Source organism: Pseudomonas sp. RW10S2, from assembly GCF_014268985.1.
GTDB classification, from domain to species: domain Bacteria; phylum Pseudomonadota; class Gammaproteobacteria; order Pseudomonadales; family Pseudomonadaceae; genus Aquipseudomonas; species Aquipseudomonas wayambapalatensis.
Genome location: NZ_JABWRO010000100.1, coordinates 1 through 23,164, shown reverse-complemented (window position 1 = coordinate 23,164; position 23,164 = coordinate 1). Strand labels below are relative to the sequence as shown.

Annotated in this window: 18 protein-coding genes and 2 pseudogenes; 2 read left to right on the top strand and 18 right to left on the bottom strand. The window is 64.2% G+C overall.

The window, feature by feature from the left end; translation table 11 throughout:
• Nucleotides 1–61: 61 nt before the first annotated feature.
• Both HU729_RS19515 and purL read right to left on the bottom strand, forming a co-directional pair.
• The gene (locus HU729_RS19515) at nt 62–373 is read right to left on the bottom strand and encodes an NGG1p interacting factor NIF3 (RefSeq protein WP_186668766.1); all 312 of its coding nucleotides are present in this window, start codon (nt 371–373) and stop codon (nt 62–64) included.
• 3 nt (nt 374–376) lie between these two features.
• Complete coding sequence (gene purL, locus HU729_RS19510; RefSeq protein WP_186711294.1) at nt 377–4,276, bottom strand: phosphoribosylformylglycinamidine synthase; 3,900 nt, start codon at nt 4,274–4,276, stop codon at nt 377–379.
• A gap of 260 nt (nt 4,277–4,536) precedes the next feature.
• Here purL and mltF point away from each other — a divergent pair, with 260 nt between their 5' ends.
• A complete protein-coding gene (gene mltF, locus HU729_RS19505; protein ID WP_186668769.1) occupies nt 4,537–5,994 on the top strand; it encodes a membrane-bound lytic murein transglycosylase MltF in 1,458 nt (485 codons plus the stop codon).
• Nucleotides 5,995–6,011: 17 nt separating this feature from the next.
• Here mltF and tadA read toward each other — a convergent pair whose 3' ends face one another.
• The 12 genes and pseudogenes from tadA to treP all read right to left on the bottom strand — a co-directional run bounded on the left by tadA (nt 6,012) and on the right by treP (nt 17,510).
• Entirely contained in the window at nt 6,012–6,497 is a 486-nt protein-coding gene (tadA, locus tag HU729_RS19500) for a tRNA adenosine(34) deaminase TadA (protein ID WP_186711293.1), read from the bottom strand.
• Complete coding sequence (locus tag HU729_RS19495; RefSeq protein ID WP_186711292.1) at nt 6,497–7,879, bottom strand: multicopper oxidase family protein; 1,383 nt, start codon at nt 7,877–7,879, stop codon at nt 6,497–6,499. The genes tadA and HU729_RS19495 overlap by 1 nt, the downstream gene beginning before the upstream one ends.
• Before the next feature lie 162 nt (nt 7,880–8,041).
• Nucleotides 8,042–8,350: an ATP-binding protein gene (locus HU729_RS26065; protein WP_346655311.1), complete on the bottom strand. Its 309-nt coding sequence runs from the start codon at nt 8,348–8,350 to the stop codon at nt 8,042–8,044.
• Entirely contained in the window at nt 8,304–8,876 is a 573-nt protein-coding gene (locus tag HU729_RS26060; protein ID WP_346655310.1) for a histidine kinase dimerization/phospho-acceptor domain-containing protein, read from the bottom strand. The genes HU729_RS26065 and HU729_RS26060 overlap by 47 nt, the downstream gene beginning before the upstream one ends.
• The gene (locus tag HU729_RS26055) at nt 8,771–9,214 is read right to left on the bottom strand and encodes a hypothetical protein (protein ID WP_346655309.1); all 444 of its coding nucleotides are present in this window, start codon (nt 9,212–9,214) and stop codon (nt 8,771–8,773) included. Before HU729_RS26055 ends, HU729_RS26060 begins: the two co-directional genes overlap by 106 nt.
• Nucleotides 9,211–9,459: pseudogene (locus HU729_RS19485) on the bottom strand (winged helix-turn-helix domain-containing protein); the annotation flags it as partial. The pseudogene HU729_RS19485 and the gene HU729_RS26055, both read right to left, overlap by 4 nt.
• A gap of 29 nt (nt 9,460–9,488) precedes the next feature.
• Nucleotides 9,489–9,896: pseudogene (locus tag HU729_RS19480) on the bottom strand (alpha/beta fold hydrolase); the annotation flags it as partial.
• A gap of 348 nt (nt 9,897–10,244) precedes the next feature.
• A complete protein-coding gene (locus HU729_RS19475; protein WP_186711290.1) occupies nt 10,245–10,526 on the bottom strand; it encodes a PTS transporter subunit EIIB in 282 nt (93 codons plus the stop codon).
• A 2-nt stretch (nt 10,527–10,528) separates the two neighbouring features.
• Nucleotides 10,529–13,060, bottom strand: a complete 2,532-nt coding sequence (gene ptsP / locus HU729_RS19470; RefSeq protein ID WP_186711289.1) for a phosphoenolpyruvate--protein phosphotransferase — start codon at nt 13,058–13,060, stop codon at nt 10,529–10,531.
• 42 nt (nt 13,061–13,102) lie between these two features.
• Nucleotides 13,103–14,323 (bottom strand): carbohydrate porin, encoded by a 1,221-nt coding sequence (locus HU729_RS19465; RefSeq protein ID WP_186668781.1) that lies wholly within the window; start codon nt 14,321–14,323, stop codon nt 13,103–13,105.
• Between the two features lie 69 nt (nt 14,324–14,392).
• On the bottom strand, nt 14,393–16,039 hold the full coding sequence (treC, locus tag HU729_RS19460) for an alpha,alpha-phosphotrehalase (protein ID WP_186668783.1): 1,647 nt from the start codon (nt 16,037–16,039) through the stop codon (nt 14,393–14,395).
• Nucleotides 16,040–16,067: 28 nt separating this feature from the next.
• Entirely contained in the window at nt 16,068–17,510 is a 1,443-nt protein-coding gene (gene treP / locus HU729_RS19455) for a PTS system trehalose-specific EIIBC component (RefSeq protein ID WP_186711288.1), read from the bottom strand.
• Between the two features lie 219 nt (nt 17,511–17,729).
• Between treP and treR the strand changes: the two genes are divergently transcribed.
• On the top strand, nt 17,730–18,434 hold the full coding sequence (gene treR, locus HU729_RS19450) for a trehalose operon repressor (RefSeq protein WP_186668787.1): 705 nt from the start codon (nt 17,730–17,732) through the stop codon (nt 18,432–18,434).
• 33 nt (nt 18,435–18,467) lie between these two features.
• On the opposite strand, the gene guaA is transcribed toward treR, so the two are convergent.
• The 4 genes from guaA to HU729_RS19430 all read right to left on the bottom strand — a co-directional run bounded on the left by guaA (nt 18,468) and on the right by HU729_RS19430 (nt 23,051).
• A complete protein-coding gene (gene guaA, locus HU729_RS19445) occupies nt 18,468–20,045 on the bottom strand; it encodes a glutamine-hydrolyzing GMP synthase (RefSeq protein ID WP_186711287.1) in 1,578 nt (525 codons plus the stop codon).
• A 78-nt stretch (nt 20,046–20,123) separates the two neighbouring features.
• Complete coding sequence (gene guaB / locus HU729_RS19440; protein WP_054895167.1) at nt 20,124–21,593, bottom strand: IMP dehydrogenase; 1,470 nt, start codon at nt 21,591–21,593, stop codon at nt 20,124–20,126.
• Between the two features lie 101 nt (nt 21,594–21,694).
• Nucleotides 21,695–22,246: a hypothetical protein gene (locus HU729_RS19435; protein ID WP_054895166.1), complete on the bottom strand. Its 552-nt coding sequence runs from the start codon at nt 22,244–22,246 to the stop codon at nt 21,695–21,697.
• Nucleotides 22,247–22,295: 49 nt separating this feature from the next.
• The gene (locus HU729_RS19430; RefSeq protein WP_186668796.1) at nt 22,296–23,051 is read right to left on the bottom strand and encodes a sulfite exporter TauE/SafE family protein; all 756 of its coding nucleotides are present in this window, start codon (nt 23,049–23,051) and stop codon (nt 22,296–22,298) included.
• Nucleotides 23,052–23,164: the final 113 nt, after the last annotated feature.

Here is a 23,164-nt window from a genome sequence, read left to right as displayed (position 1 = left end):
CCCCCCGGGGGGGGGGGGGGGGGGGGGTTTGTCGGTTTGCAGCAGCGAAACTTCAGCGCATTCAGACGTCGAGCAAAGGCCAGACCTCATACGCCGGCGTTTCATAAGGATGGCTCTGCTTCAATGCAGCAACCACCTGACGAACCCGCTCATCGGCCACCACCAGCTCCACCTTCCACTCCTCCACCACCTCGACCTGGCCCACCTGCCCGAGGAATGGCTGGCTGCCATCCAACGGGCGGAACTGACCCTGGCCAAGTGTCTGCCAGGCACAGTGATCGTAGTCACCGATACGTCCGCCTCCAGCAGCGAACACGGCGGCCTTGACCACTTCGACATGGCTGGCGGGGACGAAGAAGGCGAGCTTGTGCACCGCTTAGTTCACCCACACCCGCGCGTTGCGGAACATGCGCATCAGCGCGGCGTCTTCCTGCCAGTCATCCGGACGCCAGGAGTTCTGCACGGCGCGGAACACACGCTCAGGGTGCGGCATCATGATGGTGACGCGACCGTCGCGGCTGGTGAGGCCGGTGATGCCCCGTGGCGAACCGTTCGGGTTGGCCGGGTACTGCTCGGTGACCTTGCCGTGGTTGTCGACGAAACGCAGGGCCACGCAACCGGACAGGTCGGCTTCCAGCAGCGCCTCTTCGCTGGCGAACTCGGCATGGCCTTCACCGTGGGCGATGGCGATCGGCATGCGCGAACCGGCCATGCCCTGCAGGAAGATCGAGTTGGACTTCTGCACCTCGACCATGGCTACACGCGCTTCGAACTGCTCCGAGCGGTTGCGCACGAAGTGCGGCCAGTACTCGGTGCCCGGGATCAGTTCGTGCAGGTTGGACATCATCTGGCAACCGTTGCACACGCCCAGGGCGAAGCTGTCGGTACGCTCGAAGAAGGCCTGGAAGGCATCGCGGGCACGGCTGTTGAACAGCGCCGACTTGGCCCAGCCTTCACCGGCACCCAGTACGTCGCCGTAGGAGAAGCCACCGCAGGCGACCAGGCCCTTGAAGGCTTCGAAGTCGACACGACCGGCGAGGATGTCGCTCATGTGCACGTCGATGGCGGCAAAGCCTGCACGGTCGAAGGCCGCAGCCATCTCGACCTGGCCGTTGACGCCCTGCTCACGCAGGATCGCCACTTGCGGCCGCACACCCTTCTTGATGTAAGGCGCGGCAACGTCGTCGTTGACGTCGTAGCCGAGCTTGACCGACAGGCCTGGATTGTCCTCTTCGAGCAGGACATCGAACTCCTGGTCGGCGCAGTCGGCGTTGTCGCGCAGGCGCTGGATCTGGTAGCTGGTCTCGGCCCACTGGCGCTGCAGCATGCGGCGGTCATCGTCGAACAGCACTTCGCCGTTCAGGCTGATGGACACCTCACCGTTGTTGACCGGCTTGCCGATCACCGCGACGCACTCCTCGCCCAGGCCGGCGGCGCTGAACTGGGCCAATACGTCCGGAGTGGCGTCCTGGCGAACCTGGATGACCGCGCCCAGCTCTTCGTTGAAGAGGATGGCCGGCACGTCGCCCTTGCTGTCGGTCAGCGGATCGAGTTGCAGGTCGAGGCCGCAATGACCGGCGAAGGCCATTTCCAGCACGGTGGTGACCAGGCCGCCGTCGGAACGGTCGTGGTAGGCCAGCAGGTGACCGTCGGCGTTCAGGCCCTGGATCACGGCGAAGAACGCCTTGAGGTCTTCGGCGTCGTCGACGTCCGGTGCCTGGGCGGCGATCTTGCCGTAGGTCTGGGCCAGGATCGAGGCGCCCATGCGGTTCTTGCCGCGGCCCAGGTCGATCAGGATCAGGTCGGTTTCACCCTTGTCCATGCGCAGTTGCGGGGTGAGGGTCTTGCGGATGTCAGTGACCGGGGCGAAGCCTGTGATGATCAGCGACATCGGCGAGGTGACGCTCTTCTCGACGCCCTCTTCGCTCCACTTGGTCTTCATCGACATCGAGTCTTTGCCGACCGGAATGGTAATGCCCAGCTCGGGGCACAGCTCCATGCCGACAGCCTTGACGGTGTCGTACAGGCGCGCGTCTTCACCCGGGTGGCCGGCAGCGGACATCCAGTTGGCCGACAGCTTGATGTCGGACAGCTTGTCGATGCGCGAGGCGGCCAGGTTGGTGATGGTTTCGCCGATGGCCATGCGCCCGGACGCCGGGGCATCCAGCAGTGCCAGCGGTGTACGCTCGCCCATGGCCATGGCTTCGCCGGTGTAGACGTCGAAGCTGGTGGCGGTGACGGCGCAGTCGGCCACCGGCACCTGCCACGGGCCGACCATCTGGTCGCGGGCGACCAGGCCGGTGATGGTGCGGTCGCCGATGGTGATCAGGAAGCTCTTGCTGGCCACGGCCGGGTGGCTCAGCACGCGCTGCACAGCCTGGTCGAGGTCCAGCTCGCTCGGGTCGAAATCATCGCCCAGCTCGGCTTCGCGGGTAACCGAACGGTGCATGCGTGGCGGCTTGCCCAGCAGCACGTCGAGCGGCATATCGACCGGCGTGTTGTCGAAGTGGCTGTCGGTGACAGTCAAGTGCTGTTCTTCGGTGGCCTCGCCGACCACCGCGAACGGGCAGCGCTCACGCTCGCAGATGGCCTTGAAGCGCTCGAAATCGACGGCGCTGACGGCCAGCACGTAACGCTCCTGCGATTCGTTGCTCCAGATTTCGTGCGGGGCCATGCCCGGCTCGTCGTTGGGCACGTTGCGCAGCTCGAAGCGGCCACCGCGGCCACCGTCGTTGACCAGCTCCGGGAAGGCGTTGGAGATGCCGCCGGCACCGACGTCGTGGATAAAGGCGATCGGGTTGGCGTCGCCCAACTGCCAGCAGCGGTCGATGACCTCCTGGCAGCGGCGCTCCATTTCCGGGTTTTCGCGCTGTACCGAGGCGAAGTCCAGGTCAGCCGAGCTGGCACCGGTGGCCACCGACGAGGCAGCGCCGCCGCCCAGGCCGATCAGCATGGCCGGGCCACCGAGCACGATCAGCTTGGCGCCAACGGTGATCTCGCCCTTCTGCACGTGGTCTTCGCGGATGTTGCCCATGCCGCCAGCGAGCATGATCGGCTTGTGGTAGCCGCGTACTTCTTCACCGTGCGGGGTGTTGATGGACTGCTCGAAGGTGCGGAAGTAACCGGTCAGGGCCGGACGACCGAATTCGTTGTTGAACGCAGCGCCGCCCAGCGGGCCTTCGATCATGATGTCGAGGGCGTCGACGATACGCTCCGGCTTGCCGTAGGCCTGCTCCCATGGCTGCTCGAAGCCCGGGATGCGCAGGTTGGAGACGGTAAAGCCGGTGAGGCCGGCCTTGGGCTTGGCGCCCCGGCCGGTGGCGCCTTCGTCGCGAATCTCGCCGCCGGAGCCGGTGGAGGCGCCGGAGAACGGCGCAATGGCGGTCGGGTGGTTGTGCGTCTCGACCTTCATCAGGATGTGCACCGGCTCCTGCACCGCACCGTACTGGCGGGTTTCAGGGTTCGGGAAGAAGCGGCCGGCGACGTTGCCGACGATCACCGAGGCATTGTCCTTGTACGCAGACAGCACACCTTCGTTGTGCATCTGGTAGGTGTTCTTGATCATGCCGAACAGGCTCTTTTCCTGAGCCTGGCCGTCGATGTCCCAACTGGCGTTGAAGATCTTGTGGCGGCAGTGCTCGGAGTTGGCCTGGGCGAACATCATCAGCTCGATGTCGTTCGGGTTGCGCTTGAGCCCCTGGAAAGCGTTGACCAGGTAGTCGATCTCGTCTTCGGCCAGGGCCAGGCCCAGGTCGACGTTGGCCTGGGCCAGGGCGGCGCGGCCACCTGCGAGAATGTCGACCGAGGTCATCGGCTTGGGCTGGGCGTGGCTGAACAGGTCAGCGGCCTGTTCCAGTTGCGTCAGTACGCGCTGGGTCATGCGATCGTGCAGTTCGGCCGCGACCTGCGCGGCGTCGGCGTCGCTGAGCGAGCCGGCAACGTAGTAGGCGATGCCGCGCTCCAGGCGCTGGATCGACTGCAGGCCGCAGTTGTGGGCGATGTCGCTGGCCTTGGAAGCCCAGGGCGAAATGGTGCCCAGACGCGGCACGACCAGGAACAGGCGGCCGCTCGGCTCCTGTACCGGCACGCTCGGGCCGTACTTGAGCAGACGCCCCAGCACCTGCTGCTGGTCGGCGGTCAGCTCGCCGTCGACGTCGGCGAAGTGGGCAAATTCGGCATACAAACCAGTAACAGCGGGGACTTTCTGGCTCAGTTGCTCGAGTAATTTACCGTGGCGAAAGGCAGAAAGGGCAGGAGCGCCGCGCAGGATCAACATCGTCGGGACAGCCTCAGGAAGGGGTGTGCTTAGAGGCCGTGCATTCTAGCCTAATTCGACGGCTTTCGGCACCCGCCAGAGGGCAATGCTGCCGGGCGGCGGAACCGGACCTGGGGGTCAGAATTCTACGGCCTGGCCGGAGGGGTTTTCGCCTGAGCGATCCCCTGAAGGCAAGCACCCGCAAACACATGACCCGCTACCAGACAAGCTAACGGTTGTCGAGATATGGCGCGGGCGGTCCTTTGCGTATACTGCAACCTATGTTCGCCCACACTGCTTTGCGCCAGCGCTGCGCCAGATGGCTCTTCGCAACCGGACTCTTCCTGATGCTCGGTGCCTGTGTTGAAAAACCCAGCACCCTCGAGCGCGTGAAGGAGGACGGCGTGCTGCGCGTCATAACCCGCAACAGCCCTGCCACCTACTTCCAGGACCGCAACGGCGAAACCGGTTTCGAATACGAGCTGGTCAAGCGTTTCGCCGACGATCTCGGCGTCAAGCTGGAGATCGAGACCGCCGACAACCTCGACGATCTCTTCGACCAGTTGGGCAAGCCTTCCGGCCCGGTGCTGGCCGCCGCCGGCCTGGTCAGCAGTGAGCAACGCACCACCCAGGCGAAGTTTTCCCACCCGTATCTCGAAGTCACCCCCCAGGTCATCTACCGCAACGGCCGCTCCCGCCCCACCGAACCCAAGGACTTGATCGGCAAGAAGATCATGGTGCTCAAGGGCAGCAGCCACGCCGAACAGCTGGCCGAACTGAAGAAACAGTATCCGACGCTTGAATACGAAGAGTCCGACGCCGTGGAGGTGGTCGACCTGCTGCGCATGGTCGACGAAGGCCAGATCGACCTGACACTGGTCGACTCCAACGAGCTGGCGATGAACCAGGTGTACTTCTCCAACGTGCGCGTGGCCTTCGACCTGGGTGATGCCCGCGACCAGCGCTGGGCCGTGGCGGCCGGCGAAGACAACAGCCTGCTCAACGAGATCAACGAGTTTCTCGACAAGGCGCAGAAGAACGGCACGCTTCAGCGCCTGAAAGACCGTTATTACGGCCACGTGGACGTGCTTGGCTACGTCGGTGCCTACACCTTCGCCCAGCACCTGCAGCAGCGCCTGCCCAAGTATGAAAAGCACTTCAAGAGCTACGCCAAGGTCGAGCAGGTCGACTGGCGGCTGCTGGCGGCGATCGGTTACCAGGAATCGATGTGGCAGCCCGAGGTGACCTCCAAGACCGGCGTACGCGGCCTGATGATGCTGACCCAGCGCACCGCCCAGGCCATGGGCGTGTCCAACCGGCTGGACCCGAAGCAGAGCATCATGGGTGGGGCGAAATACTTCATGCTCATCAAGGAGCAACTGGACGACAGCATTCAGGAGCCGGACCGCACCTGGTTCGCCCTGGCCGCCTACAACGTCGGCAGCGGCCACCTCGAGGACGCCCGCACACTCGCCAAGCGTGAAGGCCTGAACCCGAACAAGTGGCTGGACGTGAAGAAGATGCTGCCGCGCCTGTCGCAAAAGCAGTGGTACAGCAAGACCAAGTATGGCTACGCCCGCGGCGGCGAGCCGGTGCACTTCGTGGCCAACATCCGTCGCTACTACGACATCCTCACCTGGGTGACCCAGCCGCAGCTCGAAGGCCAGGTGGCCGAGGGCAACCTGCATGTGCCGGGGGTCAACAAGGACAAGCCGGCGGAACAATCACCGCCGATGTAAGCCCGCGAAAAGGCCGGTCAAGTTTTAACCTTGGCGCGTCGGGCCTTGAAGAACTCGGTCAGTATTGCCCCGCACTCCTCAGCCAGTACCCCGCCTTCGACCATCACCCGGTGGTTGAGAAAGCCCTGCCCGAAGAACTGCCCCTGGCTCTGCACCACCCCGGCCTTGGGTTCCAGCGCCCCATACACCACCCGCTCGATTCGCGAATGGACGATCAGCCCCGCACACATGCTGCAGGGTTCAAGGGTCACATACAGGGTGCTGCCCGGCAGCCGGTAGTTGCTGACAGCCTTGGCCGCATCGCGGATGGCGACCATTTCGGCGTGGGCGCTGGGGTCACTGTCGGTGATGGGCCGGTTGAAACCTCGGCCAATCACCTGCCCCTGCTGCACCAGCACCGCACCTACCGGCACCTCGCCCAGCAAGGCGCCTTCAGCCGCCAGTTCCAGGGCCAACTGCATGAATGCCTGATCGCCGCTGCGATCGATGATCCGCGGACGCATCAGACCACCGCGATCGCGGCCATCAGGCCGGTTTCCATGTGGTCGATCACATGGCAGTGGAACATCCAGGTGCCCGGGTTATCCGCCACCAGCGCCACCTGGGCACGTTCGTTCTTGCCCAGCAGGTAGGTGTCGGTGAACCAGGGCTCGGTGATCTTGCGGCGATTGGAGGCGATCACCTTGAAACTCATACCGTGAAGATGGATAGGGTGCTGGTACTGGGTCATGTTCTTCAGCTCGAAGATATAGCTGTTGCCCTTTTTCAACGTGGCGATCGGCCGGTCGGCGCAGGTCTTGTCGGTGATGTCCCAGGCCTGGCCGTTGATCTGCCACAGACTCGGTGGCTTGCCATTGTCGGTGTTCACCGAAACCTTGCCCGCCCACTCGAAATTGAAGTTCAGCTTCTCGGCGTTCTCCAGGTCCGGCTCGGCGATCGGGTTCGGCGGCAACGCCTTGGGCCAGTCGCCCGGCGCCTCGCTGCTGGCGACCGAACGCAATGTGCCCAGGCGCACGAAACCGTCGCGCAGGGAAATCTCCTCGCCGGCCTCGGGAATTCGGATGGCCAGGCAGATGCGCATGCCGGGGCCCAGCCAGTAATCGTCCTCGAGCGGCCTCGGGGTCACTGGGTTGCCATCGAGCGCATAGACCATCGCCTCGTAGTTGCCCTTGAGGTTGATGCGGTAGGTCCAAGTGTTGTCCAGGTTGAGCAGCCGCACGCGCACCACTTGGCCCGCAGGCAACTCGGTGACTGCCTCGGCCTTGCAGTTGATGGTGATCAAGCGGCCAGCCGTGCCATTGCGCGCCGCTTCGCGAGGCACACTGAATGGCATGAATTCGCCCTGTTCGTCCACGTGCCAGGTCTTCAGGCTCAGGGTGCGTTCATGCCGGAAACCCGTCGGCTCGCGCTCCTCGACGATCAGCGGCCCCACCAGGCCGCGCCCCAGCTCTTCGGAGCTGCTGACATGCGGGTGATACCAGTAGCTGCCGGCATCCGGCACACGGAACTTGTAGTCGAAGAACTCGCCCGGCTTGACCGGCAGTTGCGACACATAAGGTACGCCGTCCATTTCCAGCGGCAGGCGGATGCCGTGCCAATGGATGGTGGTTTCCACCGGCAGGTGATTGATGAAGCGTACCCGCAACCAGGTGCCCTGACGCACCCGCAACTCGGTGCCCGGTGCCGACGGCCCGAAAGCCCAGGCTTCGGTCTTGAATCCGGGGACCAGCTCGACATCCAGGGGCGCCGCGATCAGCTCGTAGTCGTGCCCGGCATTGTCGTCCTCGACCCTGCCCAGCCAGTAGCGAGCCGCGCCTCCGGCGCCCAGGCCAACCACGACGAGGCCGGTGAGGCCCTTGAGCATTTGTCGACGGGTAAAGGACATACGTGCAGGCACCTCGTTTTGCGCAATCAAGCTGCCAGCACCGCTGGCAATGAAGGGCGAATACGATACACCTGCAATTGAGAAAGATTAAGTGAACTGTTGTCACGCTGCTGCACCAGGCCGGCTTCAGCGGTATCGAGATGGTCTATTGCGCGCTGTCCTTCAAGGGCTGGGTGGCCTATCGTGGCTGACACGCGGGAACGCGAGGGTGAAACAGGTCGAACCCTCGCTGCTTTCGGCCCAGCAGTGCCCCTGGTGCAATTGCATGATCGACCGCACGATCGACAGGCCCAGCCCACTGGACTGTGACGAATGCTGGCGCGAGGCATCGACCCTGTAGAAACGTTCGAACACGCTTTCAAGGTGCTCAGGAGCAATTGCCTGCCCACGGTTACGCACCTGGATCAACACCTCATCGCCCTGCTCACCGGCGGTCACCTCGATGACACTGCCCTGCTCGGCAAAGCGCACCGCATTGGCCAGCAGGTTGGCCAGTGCCCGGCGCAGCAACGCGGCGTCGGCCCAGACCGTGCCTTCGCCATGCCAGCCGCACGTCGCGCTCGCAGGCGAGGTCTTCGAAGTAATCGCACAGACGCCCCAACTCCTGGGCCAATCCAAGCCCGGTGCGATCGATGGGGTGGTCGGCATGTTCGGCGCGGGCCAGGAACAGCATGTTGTCGATCATCCGCGACAGCCGTTGCAACTCTTCGAAGTGCGAGCCCAGCAGGTGCTGGTAGTAATGCGGTTCACGCACCTGACCAAGGCCGACCTCAGTCTGGCCCAGCAGGTTGTTGATGGGTGTACGCAGGTCGTGGGCCATGTCGGCACTGACCTGCTTGAGCTGCTCGAAACCGCGTTCGAGCCGCGCCAGCATGGCATTGAACTGCTCGATCAGGGCATCCAGCTCGGCGGGTGCATCGTCGCGCTGCAGCCGCTGCGACAAGGTGCCGACGCCAATGGTTGCCGTCTGGCGCGCCAACCGGCGCAGTGGCGACATGCCGCGGCGGGCAGAGGCGTGACCTGCGGCACTTCGCGGCGCCCTGGGTTGACCTCCAGCAGTGGCGCCCCGGCGACCGGCCGGATAACCAGCAAGGATTCGGTATTGCCCAGCATGTTGGCAAACAGCTGCGGCTTGTCACGCACCAGTTCTCGGGCATCCATGTCACGCAGCAAGGTACGGATCTGCTCGACGCGGGTCAGCAGCGCGCCGTCGTCACGCAGCGCCAGTTGTTGCCCGAGTGCGACATACAGTGCGCCGCCCAGCAGAGCCAGGGCGACGAAGGAAAAGGTTGCCAGCAATACCGCCAGGCGCACGGTCAGCGACAGGCGCCTCATGCCTCGAGCTCGCAGCGATAGCCAACGCCGTGCACGGTATGGATCAGGCGCACCGCAAAGGGTTCGTCGACTTTTTGCCGCAGGCGCCGCACCGCGACGTCCACCACATTGGTGTCGCTGTCGAAATTCATGTCCCACACCCGCGACGCGAGGAAGGTGCGCGACAGCACCTGCTCAGGATGCTGGAGAAAACACGCCAGCAACTTGAACTCCTTGCTGGTCAGGTCGATGCGAATGCCTGCGCGTTCGCAGCGGTGCTTGCCGAATCCAGGCGCAGGTCGCCGGCGAAGTCGTTGACGAAGGCATTTTCGTTGAGCATGCCGTAACCGTCCGCCGACCACTGCAGGCCAGTCCCAGCCGGCGCTGCCTGGAAGCGCTTGGTCAATGCAGGGTAGTCTTCGCCCGCTTCCGGGGCACGGGCGGCGATGTAGACCAGGCCTTTGACCTTTTCGGCATCACCGGCCTGGCTGATGACCATGCCGCCGTAGGAGTGACCGACCAGGATCACCGGGCCGTCCTGCTGGGCGAGCGCCCGATTGACGGCCGCGACGTCGTCGTCGAGCGAGGTGGTCGGGTTCTGGACTGCGGTCACGTGCAGGCCTTTGGCTTGCAGCAACGGAATCACCTTGGACCAGCTGGACGCATCGGTGAACAGGCCATGAACCAGCACGATGTTCTTCACTTCCTGCGGCGCGGTATCGGCGGCCCAGGTGGAGGTGGCGCCGAAAGCAGCGCCGGCGAGTGACAGGGCAAGGACGAGCGAGCGGAGTTTCATGGGTGTTCCTCTGGGTGCGTACGGGAGTGAGCTCACTGTACGAAGCCAGGGGAAACCGGGGCATGACCCGGTCATTACAAAAGAATGACGGAGCTGGGCGTGCCTGTTCGGGCGTCATCGCGGGACCAGCCCGCTCCCACAGAATGGACTGCCTCCAAGAAGTTGGACACCAATCCAACCTTTGGGGGCAGTTCAGAGGCACCATGATCTTGCGCCTGTGGGAGCGGGCTGGTCCCGCGATAGGGCCAGAACAGGCTACACAACTCCCACCAGCAGGTGCACAACCCCACCCGCCAGCACCATGACCCCGGGCACCCCGGCCGCCTTCAGCGCGGCCTCGTCCAGCCGCGCCGGGTCCAGCAACTGCACGCGCACGCGGGTCAACGCGACGCGCTGCTGCGACTTGAGATTCCCCGCCCCACCCAATGCCGCCAGCACGCCTGGCAACAGCTCACCGACCGCCGCCGGCGCGGGCTCCTCGGCAATCAGGTCCGGCGTCAGCGCCTTCCAGAATGCCCGCTGCAATTTCTCGAACATGCTCAGCCCTCCACGGCCAATGAGGTTTCGACGTCACGTGCCTGATAGCCGCGCAAAGCCTCGCGCACCTGATCGGCCTCCTCCAGCCCCAGCACCTGACGCGCCAGTTGCTGGCAATCCTGCAGGTCCATCTCGCGTACCCGGGCCTTGATGGTCGGAATCAGCGGCACGCTGACCGACAGTTCGTCCACCCCCAACCCCAGCAGCACCGGCACGGCCAGCGACTCCGACGCCAGCGCGCCACACACCCCGACCCACTTGCCATGGGCATGGGCCGCCTTGACCGTGGTGGCGATCAGGCGCAGCACCGCCGGGTGGAAACTGTCGGCCTGGCCGGCCAGGCGCGGATGGTCGCGGTCCATGGCCAGGGTGTACTGGGTCAGGTCATTGGTGCCGATGGAGAAGAAATCCACCTCAGGCGCAAACACATCGGCCATCAGCGCCGCCGACGGCACCTCGATCATGATTCCCAGCTTGGGCAGGTTCGCCAGGCCGAGGGCATGCGCTTCCTCCTGCAGGATCTTGCGTGCCTGACGCAACTCCGAGAGCAGGCTGACCATCGGCAGCATGATATGCAGGCGAGCCTGGCCTGCACTGGCGAGGATGGCGCGAAACTGCTCTCGCAACAGTTGCGGGCGCTCCAGGCACAGGCGGATACCGCGCAGACCGAGGAAGGGGTTCTGTTCGGCCGCCATCGGCACATAGGCCAGCGGCTTGTCGCCGCCGACATCCAGGGTGCGCACCACCAGGTTGCGCTCCGGGCCCAATGCCTGGGCGATCGCGCTGTAGGTATCGGCCTGCTCCTGCGGGCTGGGCGCACGGTTGCGGTCCAGGTAGAGAAACTCCGAACGCAGCAGGCCGACGCCTTCGCCGCCCAGCTCGACCGATTGTTGCGTCTCCTGCTGCGAGGCGACGTTGGCCGTCACCTCGATCCGATGCCCATCACGGGTGATCGCAGGCGCCTGTGCCTGCTGCAGGTCCTGGGCGCGCCGCAGGCCCTGTTGCTGGCGATCGATACGCTGACGCTCGATGGCCGCAGGGTCCGGGCTCAAGTGCAGCTCACCCTTGTCGGCGTCGAGCAGCACCTGGGTACCATCGGCCAGCGCCAGTACACTCGCTGGCACGCCACAGATCGCCGGCAGCCCCAGCGCCCGGGCGAGGATCGCCACATGGCTGGTCGCACCGCCGCCAACGGTGACGAAGCCCAGCACCTTGTCGGGGTCGAGGCTCGCGGTCTGCGACGGGGTCAACTGCTCGGCCACCAGGATCGCCTGCTCGGGCAGGGTCCAGGCGCTGTCCGTCACGCCGAGAATCAACTTCAACACCCGCTGCCCGACATCCGTAAGGTCGGCGGCACGCTCGGCGAGCAAGGCACTGCCCAGCCCCTGGAACAGCGCACCGGTTGCCTGCGTGGCGCGGTTCCAGGCGAACGCGGCGCTCTTGCCCTCGGCCAGCAGTTGATGGGCCTGCTCAAGCAGGGTCGGGTCTTCCAGCAGTTCCTGGTGGGCCTGGAAGATCTCGGCCTGGGCCGCGCTGCCCGCCTTGGCTTGCATCGCCTGCAGTGCAAGATCGGCCTCTTGCAGGGCGCGGTCGAGCGCGGCGCGTTCCAGCGCCTGTCCGACACCCGATTCGCTGATCGACAGCTCAGGCTCGACAACCTGGACCACATGCCCAAACGCCGAGCCGGGCGAGGCGCAGACGCCACGCAACAGGGTTTCCTGCTCGGGGTCCGCCACCACCTGCTGCTCCTCGTCAACAAGGTTCACCACCTCGCCACAACCTTCCAGCAACAGTGCGCTCAATGCGGCGAGCGCTGCTTCGGCGTCCTCGCCCGCCGCACTGACCTGCACGGCATCCCCCTGCGAGGTCTGCAGCGCCATGATCGCCACCAGCGACTTGGCATTGGCGCTCTCGACGCCCTTGTGCAGGCAGATGCTCGCCTTGAAACCCTTGGCCGCCTGGGCCAGCACCGCCGCCGGACGCGCATGCAGGCCGTTGGCATTGGGCAGCATGAGTGGCCGGGTGAACAGTGCCTCACCCTCCTCCTCTTGCGCCTGCTGTTCACCCGCCTGCAGGGCCACACGCAACACCGGCTGCGCCTGTTGCACCAGGCTGCCGTCGTCGGCCAGCACGGTGAACGGCTCGCCACTGACCACCAGCATCAGCGTCAGCAAGCTGCGCGCATGCAGGGCGATATAGTCGGCATCGAACTCGATCAGTGGTTGCCCTGCCTCGACCCGCTGGCCTTCCACGACCAGGCGGGTGAAGCCCTTGCCCGCCAGGTTCACGGTGTCCAGGCCGACATGTAACAGTACCTGCACGCCCTGGTCATCGGTGATGCTGACGGCATGGCCGCTGTCCTGGATATTGCTGACCGTGCCGGCGAGCGGCGCACAGAGCACCGAGGAAGTCGGATCGAGGCACAGGCCATCGCCGACCAGGCGGCTGGAGAAGGCAGGATCGGGCACCTTGTCCAGGGCAAGCAGCACCCCGGACAGGGGAGCCAGCAGTTCCAGCGGTTGGGATGAGGTCATGACGTCACCTGCTGTCGTGTTCTTGAAAGTCATCGGAGCGGTCTACTTCCACCAGTACTCGATCTGCACACCGACGTTGGCGCCATGGCGCGCGGTGCCGTACGAGCCGGTATCGGACAAGGCGGAACCCGCCGCCAGTTCATTGGCTGCACGCTTGGCCGCCTCGTTCCAGGTGGCGTAGGTGTAGTACAGGCGGATTTCCGGGCGCGCCCAGAACTCGGGGCCCTTGGGCGACCAGGTCGGGGCGAAGGTGAACTTGCTGAGCTTGCGGGTACCGCCGCTGGCATCGATCTGATCATGCCCCAGCTCGGCCACCAGCTTGAACTGTTCGCTGATGGCATAGGCCGGGCGCACGCCCAGCGACATCCAGGTCTGATCCTGGCTGCCAGGGCGGATATCCTTCTGGTAGACGGCCTCGACCTGGCCACCGAAGCGCGGCGTCACCTGCCAGTCGAAGAACTCCACCACCCGGTAGCTCTTGCTGCTGTCGTCCAGTGCGGTATTGCCGGTGTAGCCAAGGCCGGTGCCCGGCCCTTCGCCGTACTGCAGGGCGAACTTGTTGCGGCCACCGAGGAAGGGTTTCTGCACGTGCTGCGCGGTCACCGCCCAGCCAGTATGGGTGTCGCGACCTCCGGCCTTGTCGATGTAGCTCAGGCCCAGTTCCAGCTCGCCATCAGGGTTGGTCTTGAAGCCGGCGACGTTGAAGTCGTGGCGGGTGGCGTATTCCTTCTGGTACAGGTTGTCCTTGCGCGAGATCGCGTAGCTGTACCTGAGGTCGCCGATCTTCACATCCTCGATCCCCCCGCCCGTGGCGCTCTGGTTCCAGTAGTAGAAGTCGGAAATGTGGATGTCGTTGCGCTTGTAGTAGCGCCGCCCGGCCCAGATCGAACCCCCATTGAGGCTGGGCAGGTTCGACCACTGCGCATACATCTGCGGCATGCGCGCGCTGCCGTGGTCGTCGCCCTGAAACTGCAACGAGCGGTCGTACTTGTTGTACAGCGAGGCCATGGCATCGACGCTCAGCACCGAACCGTCGTCGAAAGTCAGCAGGTCCTGGCGCAATTCCAGCTCGGCGTACTGCTCGCACTCGTTGCCCAGGCGGTACTTCGAAGGCGCACCCGGCAACTGGAAGCACTGCTGCGGACCACTGCCGGTGGAGGTGCCGGCGCCGCTGCGCAGGTAGCCGGCAAACTCCAGGGCCTGGGCGGCAACGGGAACACAGAAACAGGACGCGACGAGGCCGAGCTTTATTGTTGTTCTCATGAAGCACTCCGGTATTTTTATTATGGTGTTCCAGCCCCCCGCACTCCCGGACGGGGGTATTGCAAAGGCTCAGTCCTTCAGGTGCAGCACGAACGATTCGTAGGGCCGCAAAGCAATGCTGGCGGTACGCTGCGGGCAGTCGGGGTAATTGCTGATCAGCACCCGCTGCTCGGTGTCATCGAGCATCAGCCCGTCCGGCAGGCGGACATGGCAGGGGGCGGCGTAGAAGTTGTTGAGCACCAGCAGGCGCTCGCCCTGGCCCTCGCGCAGGTAGGCCCAGACGTGCGGGTGGTCGTCCAGCAACAGGCGGTACACCCCGTCCTGGATCAGCGGCTCACGACGGCGCAGGGCGATCAGCGCGCGGTAGTGGTGCAGCACCGAGTCGGGATCGTCCAACTGCTGCTCGACGTTGATCTGCGCGGCATTGGCTGCAACACCGATCCATGGCTCGGCGCTGCTGAAACCGGCGTGCGCCCCGGCAGTCCACTGCATCGGCGTACGGCCGTTGTCGCGCGACTTCTGCATGATCGCCGCCATGCTGTCGGCTTGTGAAATCCCGGCATCGCGCTTGAGGCGGAAGATATTCAGCGTCTCGACATCGCGGTACTGGTCGATGTGCTCGAAGCCCGGATTGGTCATGCCCAACTCTTCGCCTTGGTAGATGAAGGGCGTGCCCTGAAGGAAATGCAGCGCGTTGGCGAGCATCTTCGCCGACACCACGCGGTATTCGCCGTCGTGGCCGAAACGCGAGACCACCCGCGGCTGGTCGTGGTTGCACCAGAACAAGGCGTTCCAGCCGCCACCGGCCTGCATGCCCACCTGCCAGTCGGAGAGGATCCGCTTGAGCTGCAGGAAATCGAAATCGGCCTTCACCCACTTCTGCAGGTTGGGGTAGTCCACCTTCAGGTGATGGAAGTTGAAGGTCATCGACAACTCCTTCGACGCCGGGCTGGAATAACGCACGCAGTGCTCCAGGGTGGTCGAGGACATCTCGCCGACGTTGATCAGGTCGTGGCCTTCGAAGACTTCGCGGTGCATTTCCTGGAGGTAGTCGTGCACGTTCGGGCCGTCGGTATAGAAACGTCGGCCATCGCTGTGGTCTTCGGGGAAGTCGGCGGGCTTGGAGATCAGGTTGATCACATCCAGGCGGAAGCCGCCCACGCCCTTGTCGCGCCAGAAGCGCATCAGCTTGTACACCTCGGCGCGGACCTTGGGGTTGTCCCAGTTGAGGTCGGCCTGGGTGTGGTCGAACAGGTGCAGGTAGTACTGGCCGGTCTGCGCTTCGTATTCCCAGGCCGAACCGCCGAACTTGGATTCCCAGTTGTTCGGCTGGTCGCGCCAGATGTAGAAATCGCGGTAAGGGTTGTCGAGGCTGCTGCGTGCCTGCTGGAACCAGGCGTGCTCGATCGAGGTGTGGTTGACCACGATGTCGAGCATCAGCTTGATGCCGCGCTTGCCGGCCTCGCGGATCAGCAGGTCGCAATCGTCCATGCTGCCGTAGCTGGGATCGATGGCGTAGTAGTCGCTGATGTCATAGCCGTTGTCGCGCTGGGGCGAGCGCAGGAAGGGTGTCAGCCACAGGCACTCGACCCCCAGCCACTGCAGGTAGTCGAGCTTGTCGACCACACCGAGCAGGTCACCGGTGGCGTTACCCCCGTGGCTGTGGAAGCTTTTCGGGTAGATCTGGTAGATCACCTGGTGTTGCCAGTCTTGCATGGTGGATTCCTCGACGACGATTGCAGGGTCAGGCGACGCGATAGCCTGGGCGGACGATCTTCACGCTCAGTGCGCAGGTCAGGACGAAGGGCACGACAATGGCCACGAACATGCCGAGGACGAAGATCGGGATGTACTGCGGAATGATCGAGATGAAGCCCGGCAACCCGCCCACCCCAATGGCCGAGGCCTGCACCTTGTTCAGCGACAGCACGATGCTGCCCAGGGCCGAGCCCAGCAGGGCGGCGTAGAAGGGAAACTTGAAGCGCAGGTTGACGCCGAACATAGCCGGCTCGGTGATGCCGAAATAGGCCGAGATCGCCGAGGTCGAGGCCATGCTCTTGTCCCGTGCGTTGCGGCTCATGTAGAACACCCCGAGCGCAGCGCTGCCCTGGGCCAGGTTGGACATGACGATCATCGGCCAGATGAAGGTGCCACCCTGGGTCGAGATCAGTTGCAGGTCCACGGCCAGGAACATGTGGTGCATGCCGGTGATCACCAGTGGCGCATAGAGCATGCCGAAGATCGCCCCGCCGACCATGGGCGCCAGGTCGAACAAGGTCACCACGCCCTCGGTGATGAGGATGCCCAGGTGGCGGGTGACCGGGCCGATGACCGCCAGCGCCAGCACGCCGGTGAAGACGATGGTAGTGATCGGCACCACCAGCAGCTGGATGGCATTCGGCACCCGGGCGCGCAGCCATTTCTCGATCACGCTCATTACGTAGGCGGCCATCAGAATCGGCAGGATCTGCCCTTGGTAGCCGACCTTCTCGATCTGGAACCAACCGAAGATGTCGAAGTACGGCAGGCTCTGGCCGTCGAGACCGGCGACGGCCTTGCCGTAGTTCCAGGCGTTGAGCAAATCGGGGTGCACCAGCATCAGGCCCAGCACGATGCCGAGGATCTCGCTGCCGCCGAAGCGCTTGGCCGCCGACCAGCCAACCAGCGCCGGGAGGAACACGAACGAGGTGTTGGCCATCAGGTTGATCAGGCTCCACAGCCCGTCGAGATTGGGGTACGCCTCCAGCAGCGTCTTGCCCTCGATGAACATGCCCTTGGCACCCATCAGGTTGTTCACGCCCATCAGCAGGCCGGCAATGATCAGCGCCGGCAGGATCGGCATGAACACATCGGAGAACACCCGAACCAGGCGTTGCATGGCGTTGGCCTTGTCGCCACCGGTTTTCTTCACGTCGGCGATGGTCGAGGCCGCCATCCCGGTTTCCTGGCGCAGCGCGGCATAGACCCGCTCCACTTCGCCAGGGCCGATGACGATCTGGAACAGCCCGCCAGTAAAGAACGAGCCCTTGACCAGGTCGATGCGGGCGAGCGCGGCGCGGTCGACCTGGGCCGTGTCCTTCACCGCCAGACGCAGGCGGGTCACGCAATGGGCAGCTTGTTCGAGGTTGTCGCGGCCCCCGAGGCTCTCGAGAAGGTCGCGGGCAATCTGCGGGTAATCGTGGCTCATGCTTGTTCTTCCATTCTTGGAATTCTTGTTATGCAGAGTTCTGTGGCAGCACGCCGAGAGCAAAAGTACTCGTACAGACGAGTTAAAGCAACAACTCGTCTGTACGAGTTGTAAAATGTCATTTTCAACCGGGCGCAACGACACCTCGGCCATGGACAAAACGGCCCCGGCCCCCTTAAGGTTCCTGGCTTGAACGCGAACGCGGCACAGAGCCATCTCATGAGCAAATACAACCAGATCTACAGCGATCTGCTTGCCAGCATCACCACCGAACGCCTTGAGCGCGGCACCCGCCTGCCCTCGGAAACCGAGTTGATGGACGCCTATCAGGCCAGCCGCGGCACCGTCCGCCGGGCCATCGAGCAACTGCAGGAGCGCGGCTTCGCGCAGAAGATCCACGGCAAGGGCACGTTCGTGCTCTCACCCAACCCGATCGAGTTCCAGCTCGGCGGCATCGTCAGTTTTCACGAGACGCACCTGGACCTGGGCGACGATGTCGGCACCGAAGTGGTCGAGTTCAGCCAGTTCCCGCTCGAGGGCGCCCTGCTGCAGCACATCGAAGCCGAACCCGGCAGCCTCATCACTCGTATCAAGCGGGTGCGGCGCATTGATGGCAAACGTGTGATCCTGGACATCAACCATTTCGTCGCCGACCTGATCCCGGGGCTGGACCAGGCGATTGCCGGGCAGTCGATCTACGCCTACATCGAGCAGACCCTGCAACTGCAGATCAGCTACGCCCGCCGCACCATCGAGGCGCAGCCGCGCAGCAAGGACGACAAGGCCCTGCTCGACCTGGACGGGCAGAGTCACGTGATCGTGGTGAGCAACCAGACGTTCCTGCAGGATGGGCGGCAATTCGAGTACACCGAGTCGCGGCATACGCTGGACAAGTTCTACTTTTCGGATATTGCGCGGCGGTAACAAAAAGGGCGCCTTTGCGGCGCCCTCTTCACATCATTCCCACTCGATCGTCGCCGGCGGCTTGCTCGACACGTCGTAGGTCACCCGCGAGATGCCGTCGATCTCGTTGATGATACGGCCGCTGACAGTCTCCAGCAGCTCATACGGCAGGTGCGCCCAGCGTGCGGTCATGAAGTCCACGGTCTCGACGGCGCGCAGCGCGACGACCCAGGCGTAGCGACGGCCATCGCCGACTACACCGACCGATTTCACCGGCTGGAACACCACGAATGCCTGGCTGGTCTTGTGGTACCAGTCGGCCTTGCGCAGTTCTTCGATGAAGATGTGGTCGGCACGACGCAGGATGTCGGCGTACTCTTTCTTCACTTCACCGAGGATGCGCACGCCCAGGCCCGGGCCCGGGAACGGGTGGCGGTAGACCATGTCGTACGGCAGGCCCAGTTCCAGGCCGATCTTGCGCACTTCGTCCTTGAACAGTTCACGCAGCGGCTCGACCAGCTTGAGGTTCATTTCCTCCGGCAGGCCACCGACGTTGTGGTGCGACTTGATCACGTGGGCCTTGCCGCTCTTGGCGCCAGCCGACTCGATCACGTCGGGATAGATGGTGCCCTGGGCGAGGAACTGGATGTTTTCCAGTTTGCTGGCTTCGGCATCGAACACGTCGATGAAGGTGCGCCCAATGATCTTGCGCTTCTTCTCCGGGTCGGCCTCACCGGCCAGGTTGTCGAGGAACTGCTGCTCCGCATCGGCACGGATCACCTTGACGCCCATGTTCTCCTTGAACATGGCCATCACCTGGTCGCCTTCGTGCAGGCGCAGCAGGCCGTTGTCGACGAATACGCAGGTCAGCTGGTCGCCGATGGCGCGGTGCAGCAGCGCGGCAACCACCGAGCTGTCGACGCCGCCAGACAGGCCCAGCAGGACGTTGGCCGAACCGACTTGCTCACGCACCTGGGCGATGGCGTCTTCGACGATGTTCGATGGGGTCCACAGGGCTTCGCAGCCGCAGATGTCCTGGATGAAGCGCGAGAGGATGCGACCGCCCTGCTTGGTGTGGGTCACTTCCGGGTGGAACTGCACGCCGTAGTAGCCGCGGGCATCGTCGAACATGCCGGCGATCGGGCAGCTCGGGGTGCTGGCCAGCACGTGGAAGTCGCCCGGCATCTGGGTGACCTTGTCGCCGTGGCTCATCCACACGTCCAGGCCCAGTACGCCGTCAGCGTCGACATGATCTTCGATGCCGTCGAGCAGGCGGCTCTTGCCGACCACGTCGACGCGGGCGTAACCGAACTCGCGCAGTTCGGAACCTTCGACCTTGCCGCCCAGTTGCTCGGCCATGGTCTGCATGCCGTAGCAGATGCCCAGCAGCGGTACGTTCAGGTCGAACACCGCCTGCGGTGCACGCGGGCTGTTGGCTTCGTGGACCGACTCGGGGCCACCGGCCAGGATGATGCCGCGCGGGTTGAAGGCGCGGATCGCTTCATCGTCCATGTCGAACGGGTGCAGTTCGCAGTAGACACCGATCTCGCGCACGCGGCGGGCGATCAGCTGGGTGTACTGGGAACCGAAATCGAGGATCAGGATTCGGTGAGCGTGAATGTCGAGGGCCATGACTCAATCTCGTCAGTGGAAATCGGAAACGACGCGGGGCTGTTCGTGACAGCCCCGCTCTCGGTTGTTGCTGAAGCCTCAGCCTACGCGGTAGTTAGGGGCTTCCTTGGTGATCTGCACGTCGTGCACGTGGGACTCGGCCATGCCGGCACCGGTGATGCGCACGAACTCCGGCTTGGTGCGCATCTCTTCGATGGTCGCGCTGCCGGTGTAGCCCATGGAGGAACGCAGCCCGCCCATCAGCTGGTGGATGATCGCAGCCAGGGCACCCTTGTAAGGGACGCGGCCTTCGATACCTTCCGGAACCAGCTTCTCGGCACCGGCCGAGGAGTCCTGGAAGTAACGGTCCGAAGAACCCTGCGCCTGTGCCATGGCACCCAGCGAGCCCATGCCACGGTATGCCTTGTACGAACGGCCCTGGAACAGCTCGACTTCACCCGGGGCTTCTTCGGTACCGGCGAACATCGAGCCCATCATCACGCACGAGGCGCCAGCGACGATGGCTTTGGAGAGGTCACCGGAGAAACGGATACCGCCGTCGGCGATCAGTGGCACACCCGTGCCTTCCAGCGCTGCGGCGACGTTGGCGATGGCGCTGATCTGCGGCACGCCGACACCGGCGACGATACGGGTGGTGCAGATCGAGCCCGGGCCGATGCCGACCTTGACCGCATCGGCGCCGGCTTCGGCCAGGGCCTTGGCGGCGGCACCGGTGGCGATGTTGCCGCCGATCACCTGCACCTGCGGGTAGTTCTCCTTGACCCAGCGAACGCGATCGATCACGCCTTTGGAGTGGCCGTGTGCGGTGTCGACCACCACCACGTCAACACCAGCGGCAACCAGTGCCGCGACACGCTCACCTGTGTCCTTGCCGGTGCCGACTGCAGCGCCGACGCGCAGGCGACCCTGGTCGTCCTTGCTGGCCAGTGGGTAGGCCTTGGCTTTTTCGATGTCCTTGACGGTCATCATGCCCTTGAGGGCGAACTTGTCGTCGACGATCAGGACTTTTTCCAGGCGGTGCTTGTGCAGCAGCTCGCGGACTTCGTTCTTGTCGGCGCCTTCGCGAACGGTGACCAGACGCTCCTTGGGAGTCATCACGTCGCGTACCTTGGCTTCCAGACGCGTCTCGAAACGCACGTCGCGGGAGGTGACGATACCGACCAGGTCACCGTTCTCCAGCACCGGAACACCAGAGATGTTGTTCAGGCGAGTCAGGTCGAACAGGTCGCGTACGGTGGCGTCGGCATCGATGGTGATCGGATCCTTGACCACGCCAGCCTCGAACTTCTTGACCTTGCGTACTTCGCCGGCCTGCTGTTCGATGGTCATGTTCTTGTGGATGATGCCGATGCCGCCTTCCTGAGCCATGGCGATGGCCAGGCGCGCTTCGGTCACGGTATCCATGGCGGCGGAAACCAGTGGAATGTTCAGCTCGATGCCACGGGTCAAACGGGTCTTGAGACTGACTTCATTGGGCAGTACCTCGGAGTAACCAGGTACAAGGAGGATATCGTCGAAGGTCAGGGCTTCTTGGCTGATACGCAGCATCGCGGGGGCTCCCGGGCGGGAAAAATGGAAGCGCGCCATTATACTCATCCATGGCGCGCCGCTCAATGCAAAAAAGGGGCCTTCGGTCCAGTTCCTGCCGCTCAGGCCACCTTCACCTGCACCACGGCGACCGGCTGGTCGAGCCAGTCGGCGAAACTGTCGAGGAACGCCTGGGTAAACCCGGCCTCGCCCCAGTTGTTGAAGATGAACCCCAGGTTGGAAAAGGCACAGGGTTGCAGATACAGAAAGCCGTTGATGTCATCCTCGAAGCCGCACAGCGGGCAGGTGAAGTTGTCGCTGACGCCCGGCATCCACTCTTCCAGACTTTCGAACAGCGGCTCGCCCACCTCACGCCGACACTCAGGGCATCCCGCTTCCTCGCGAAAACCGTCGGTGGGGGTATAGATGCAGCGCTTGAGCATCACCTCCAGGCCGTTGACTGGCTCGCCGAAGGGCAGTTTCTCGGGATGCAGCGCCACCTTGCGCGCGCCTTGGGCCAGGGCGTGGCCCATGCGATTGCCGGTGCGCCCGCAGGTGCTCAGTTGCTCCTCGACGATCTTCTCGCGCACCAGCCAGCGCAGGATCGCCCGTGCGCGGGCCTCGTGAACCGGAACGGTGGACTGCTTGGGGACGATGATGCTCTGGGTGTTCATGAACGGGACGGGCCTGAGACTGCGGTAATCGCGTAAGTCTACGCCCTGCTCAGCCGCTCAGGTAGCGACCGATCAGCGCCACCCCGCTGGCCAGCACCAGCCAGGTGACCAGCCGCACGAAGGCTTCGCGGGACAGTTTCAGGCTCAGGCGCCTGCCGACCCAGAGCCCTGCGAACATCACCGGCAGCAAGCAGGCTGCCAGCATCAACAGGCTGGCGTCGGCATAGACCCCGGCAATCAGGAACAGCGACAGGCGCACCAGGGTGCTGCAACTGATCAGCGCGCTCTGGGTGGCGCGTACCTGCTCCTTCACCTCCAGCCGGGCGCTCAAGTAGATCGCATAGAGGAAGCCACCGCTGCCGAACAGCGCACCGAACAGCCCGCCAATCGTGCCCATCGGCACCGCCCACAGGCCAGACAGCCTGGCCGGCCGGACCTTCACCGCCAGGCTGTAGATGGCATAGGCGGTGACGAACAGGCCCATCAGCAACAGCAGCAGGTCGGATTTCAGGTGCAACAGGAACACCACGCCCAGGGTACAGCCCACTGCCATGCACGGCAGCAAACGCAGCAGTTCGCCGCGAACCACATCGCGGCGCGAAGGCAGCAGGTTGCCGAAGGCGGCGACGAAATCCAGCAGCACCAGCAGGGGGATGATCCGCGACAACGGCATGAAGTGGATCAGTACCGGGCCGGCGACCAGCGCGGTGCCGAAGCCGGCGATGCCGAAGACGACATAGGCGGCGGCGATGGCCAGCAGGATCGGGAGCCATTCCAGTGGGGTGGCGGGGAGAAGTTCGAGCATCGTGCCGGGTCCTGAGGCAGTCCTTTGGGGGTGGGCTGGAGCTTACAGGAATTGGCGGGGGCTCGAGAGGTGTGAGGGGGTTCAAGGGGCCTGGCTTGGATTCTGCGGCGCTC

Excerpts from the sequence above, each read along its gene's own strand:
- HU729_RS19465 (WP_186668781.1), bottom strand. The coding sequence starts at position 14,323 with ATGAGAACAACAATAAAGCTCGGCCTCGTCGCGTCCTGTTTCTGTGTT.
- HU729_RS19495 (WP_186711292.1), bottom strand. The coding sequence starts at position 7,879 with ATGTCCTTTACCCGTCGACAAATGCTCAAGGGCCTCACCGGCCTCGTC.
- treP (WP_186711288.1), bottom strand. The coding sequence starts at position 17,510 with ATGAGCCACGATTACCCGCAGATTGCCCGCGACCTTCTCGAGAGCCTC.
- treR (WP_186668787.1), top strand. The coding sequence starts at position 17,730 with ATGAGCAAATACAACCAGATCTACAGCGATCTGCTTGCCAGCATCACC.
- HU729_RS26060 (WP_346655310.1), bottom strand. The coding sequence starts at position 8,876 with ATGTCGCCACTGCGCCGGTTGGCGCGCCAGACGGCAACCATTGGCGTC.
- purL (WP_186711294.1), bottom strand. The coding sequence starts at position 4,276 with ATGTTGATCCTGCGCGGCGCTCCTGCCCTTTCTGCCTTTCGCCACGGT.
- HU729_RS19430 (WP_186668796.1), bottom strand. The coding sequence starts at position 23,051 with ATGCTCGAACTTCTCCCCGCCACCCCACTGGAATGGCTCCCGATCCTG.
- guaB (WP_054895167.1), bottom strand. The coding sequence starts at position 21,593 with ATGCTGCGTATCAGCCAAGAAGCCCTGACCTTCGACGATATCCTCCTT.
- HU729_RS26055 (WP_346655309.1), bottom strand. The coding sequence starts at position 9,214 with ATGAGGCGCCTGTCGCTGACCGTGCGCCTGGCGGTATTGCTGGCAACC.
- HU729_RS19475 (WP_186711290.1), bottom strand. The coding sequence starts at position 10,526 with ATGTTCGAGAAATTGCAGCGGGCATTCTGGAAGGCGCTGACGCCGGAC.
- mltF (WP_186668769.1), top strand. The coding sequence starts at position 4,537 with ATGTTCGCCCACACTGCTTTGCGCCAGCGCTGCGCCAGATGGCTCTTC.
- ptsP (WP_186711289.1), bottom strand. The coding sequence starts at position 13,060 with ATGACCTCATCCCAACCGCTGGAACTGCTGGCTCCCCTGTCCGGGGTG.
- tadA (WP_186711293.1), bottom strand. The coding sequence starts at position 6,497 with ATGCGTCCGCGGATCATCGATCGCAGCGGCGATCAGGCATTCATGCAG.
- treC (WP_186668783.1), bottom strand. The coding sequence starts at position 16,039 with ATGCAAGACTGGCAACACCAGGTGATCTACCAGATCTACCCGAAAAGC.
- HU729_RS19435 (WP_054895166.1), bottom strand. The coding sequence starts at position 22,246 with ATGAACACCCAGAGCATCATCGTCCCCAAGCAGTCCACCGTTCCGGTT.
- guaA (WP_186711287.1), bottom strand. The coding sequence starts at position 20,045 with ATGGCCCTCGACATTCACGCTCACCGAATCCTGATCCTCGATTTCGGT.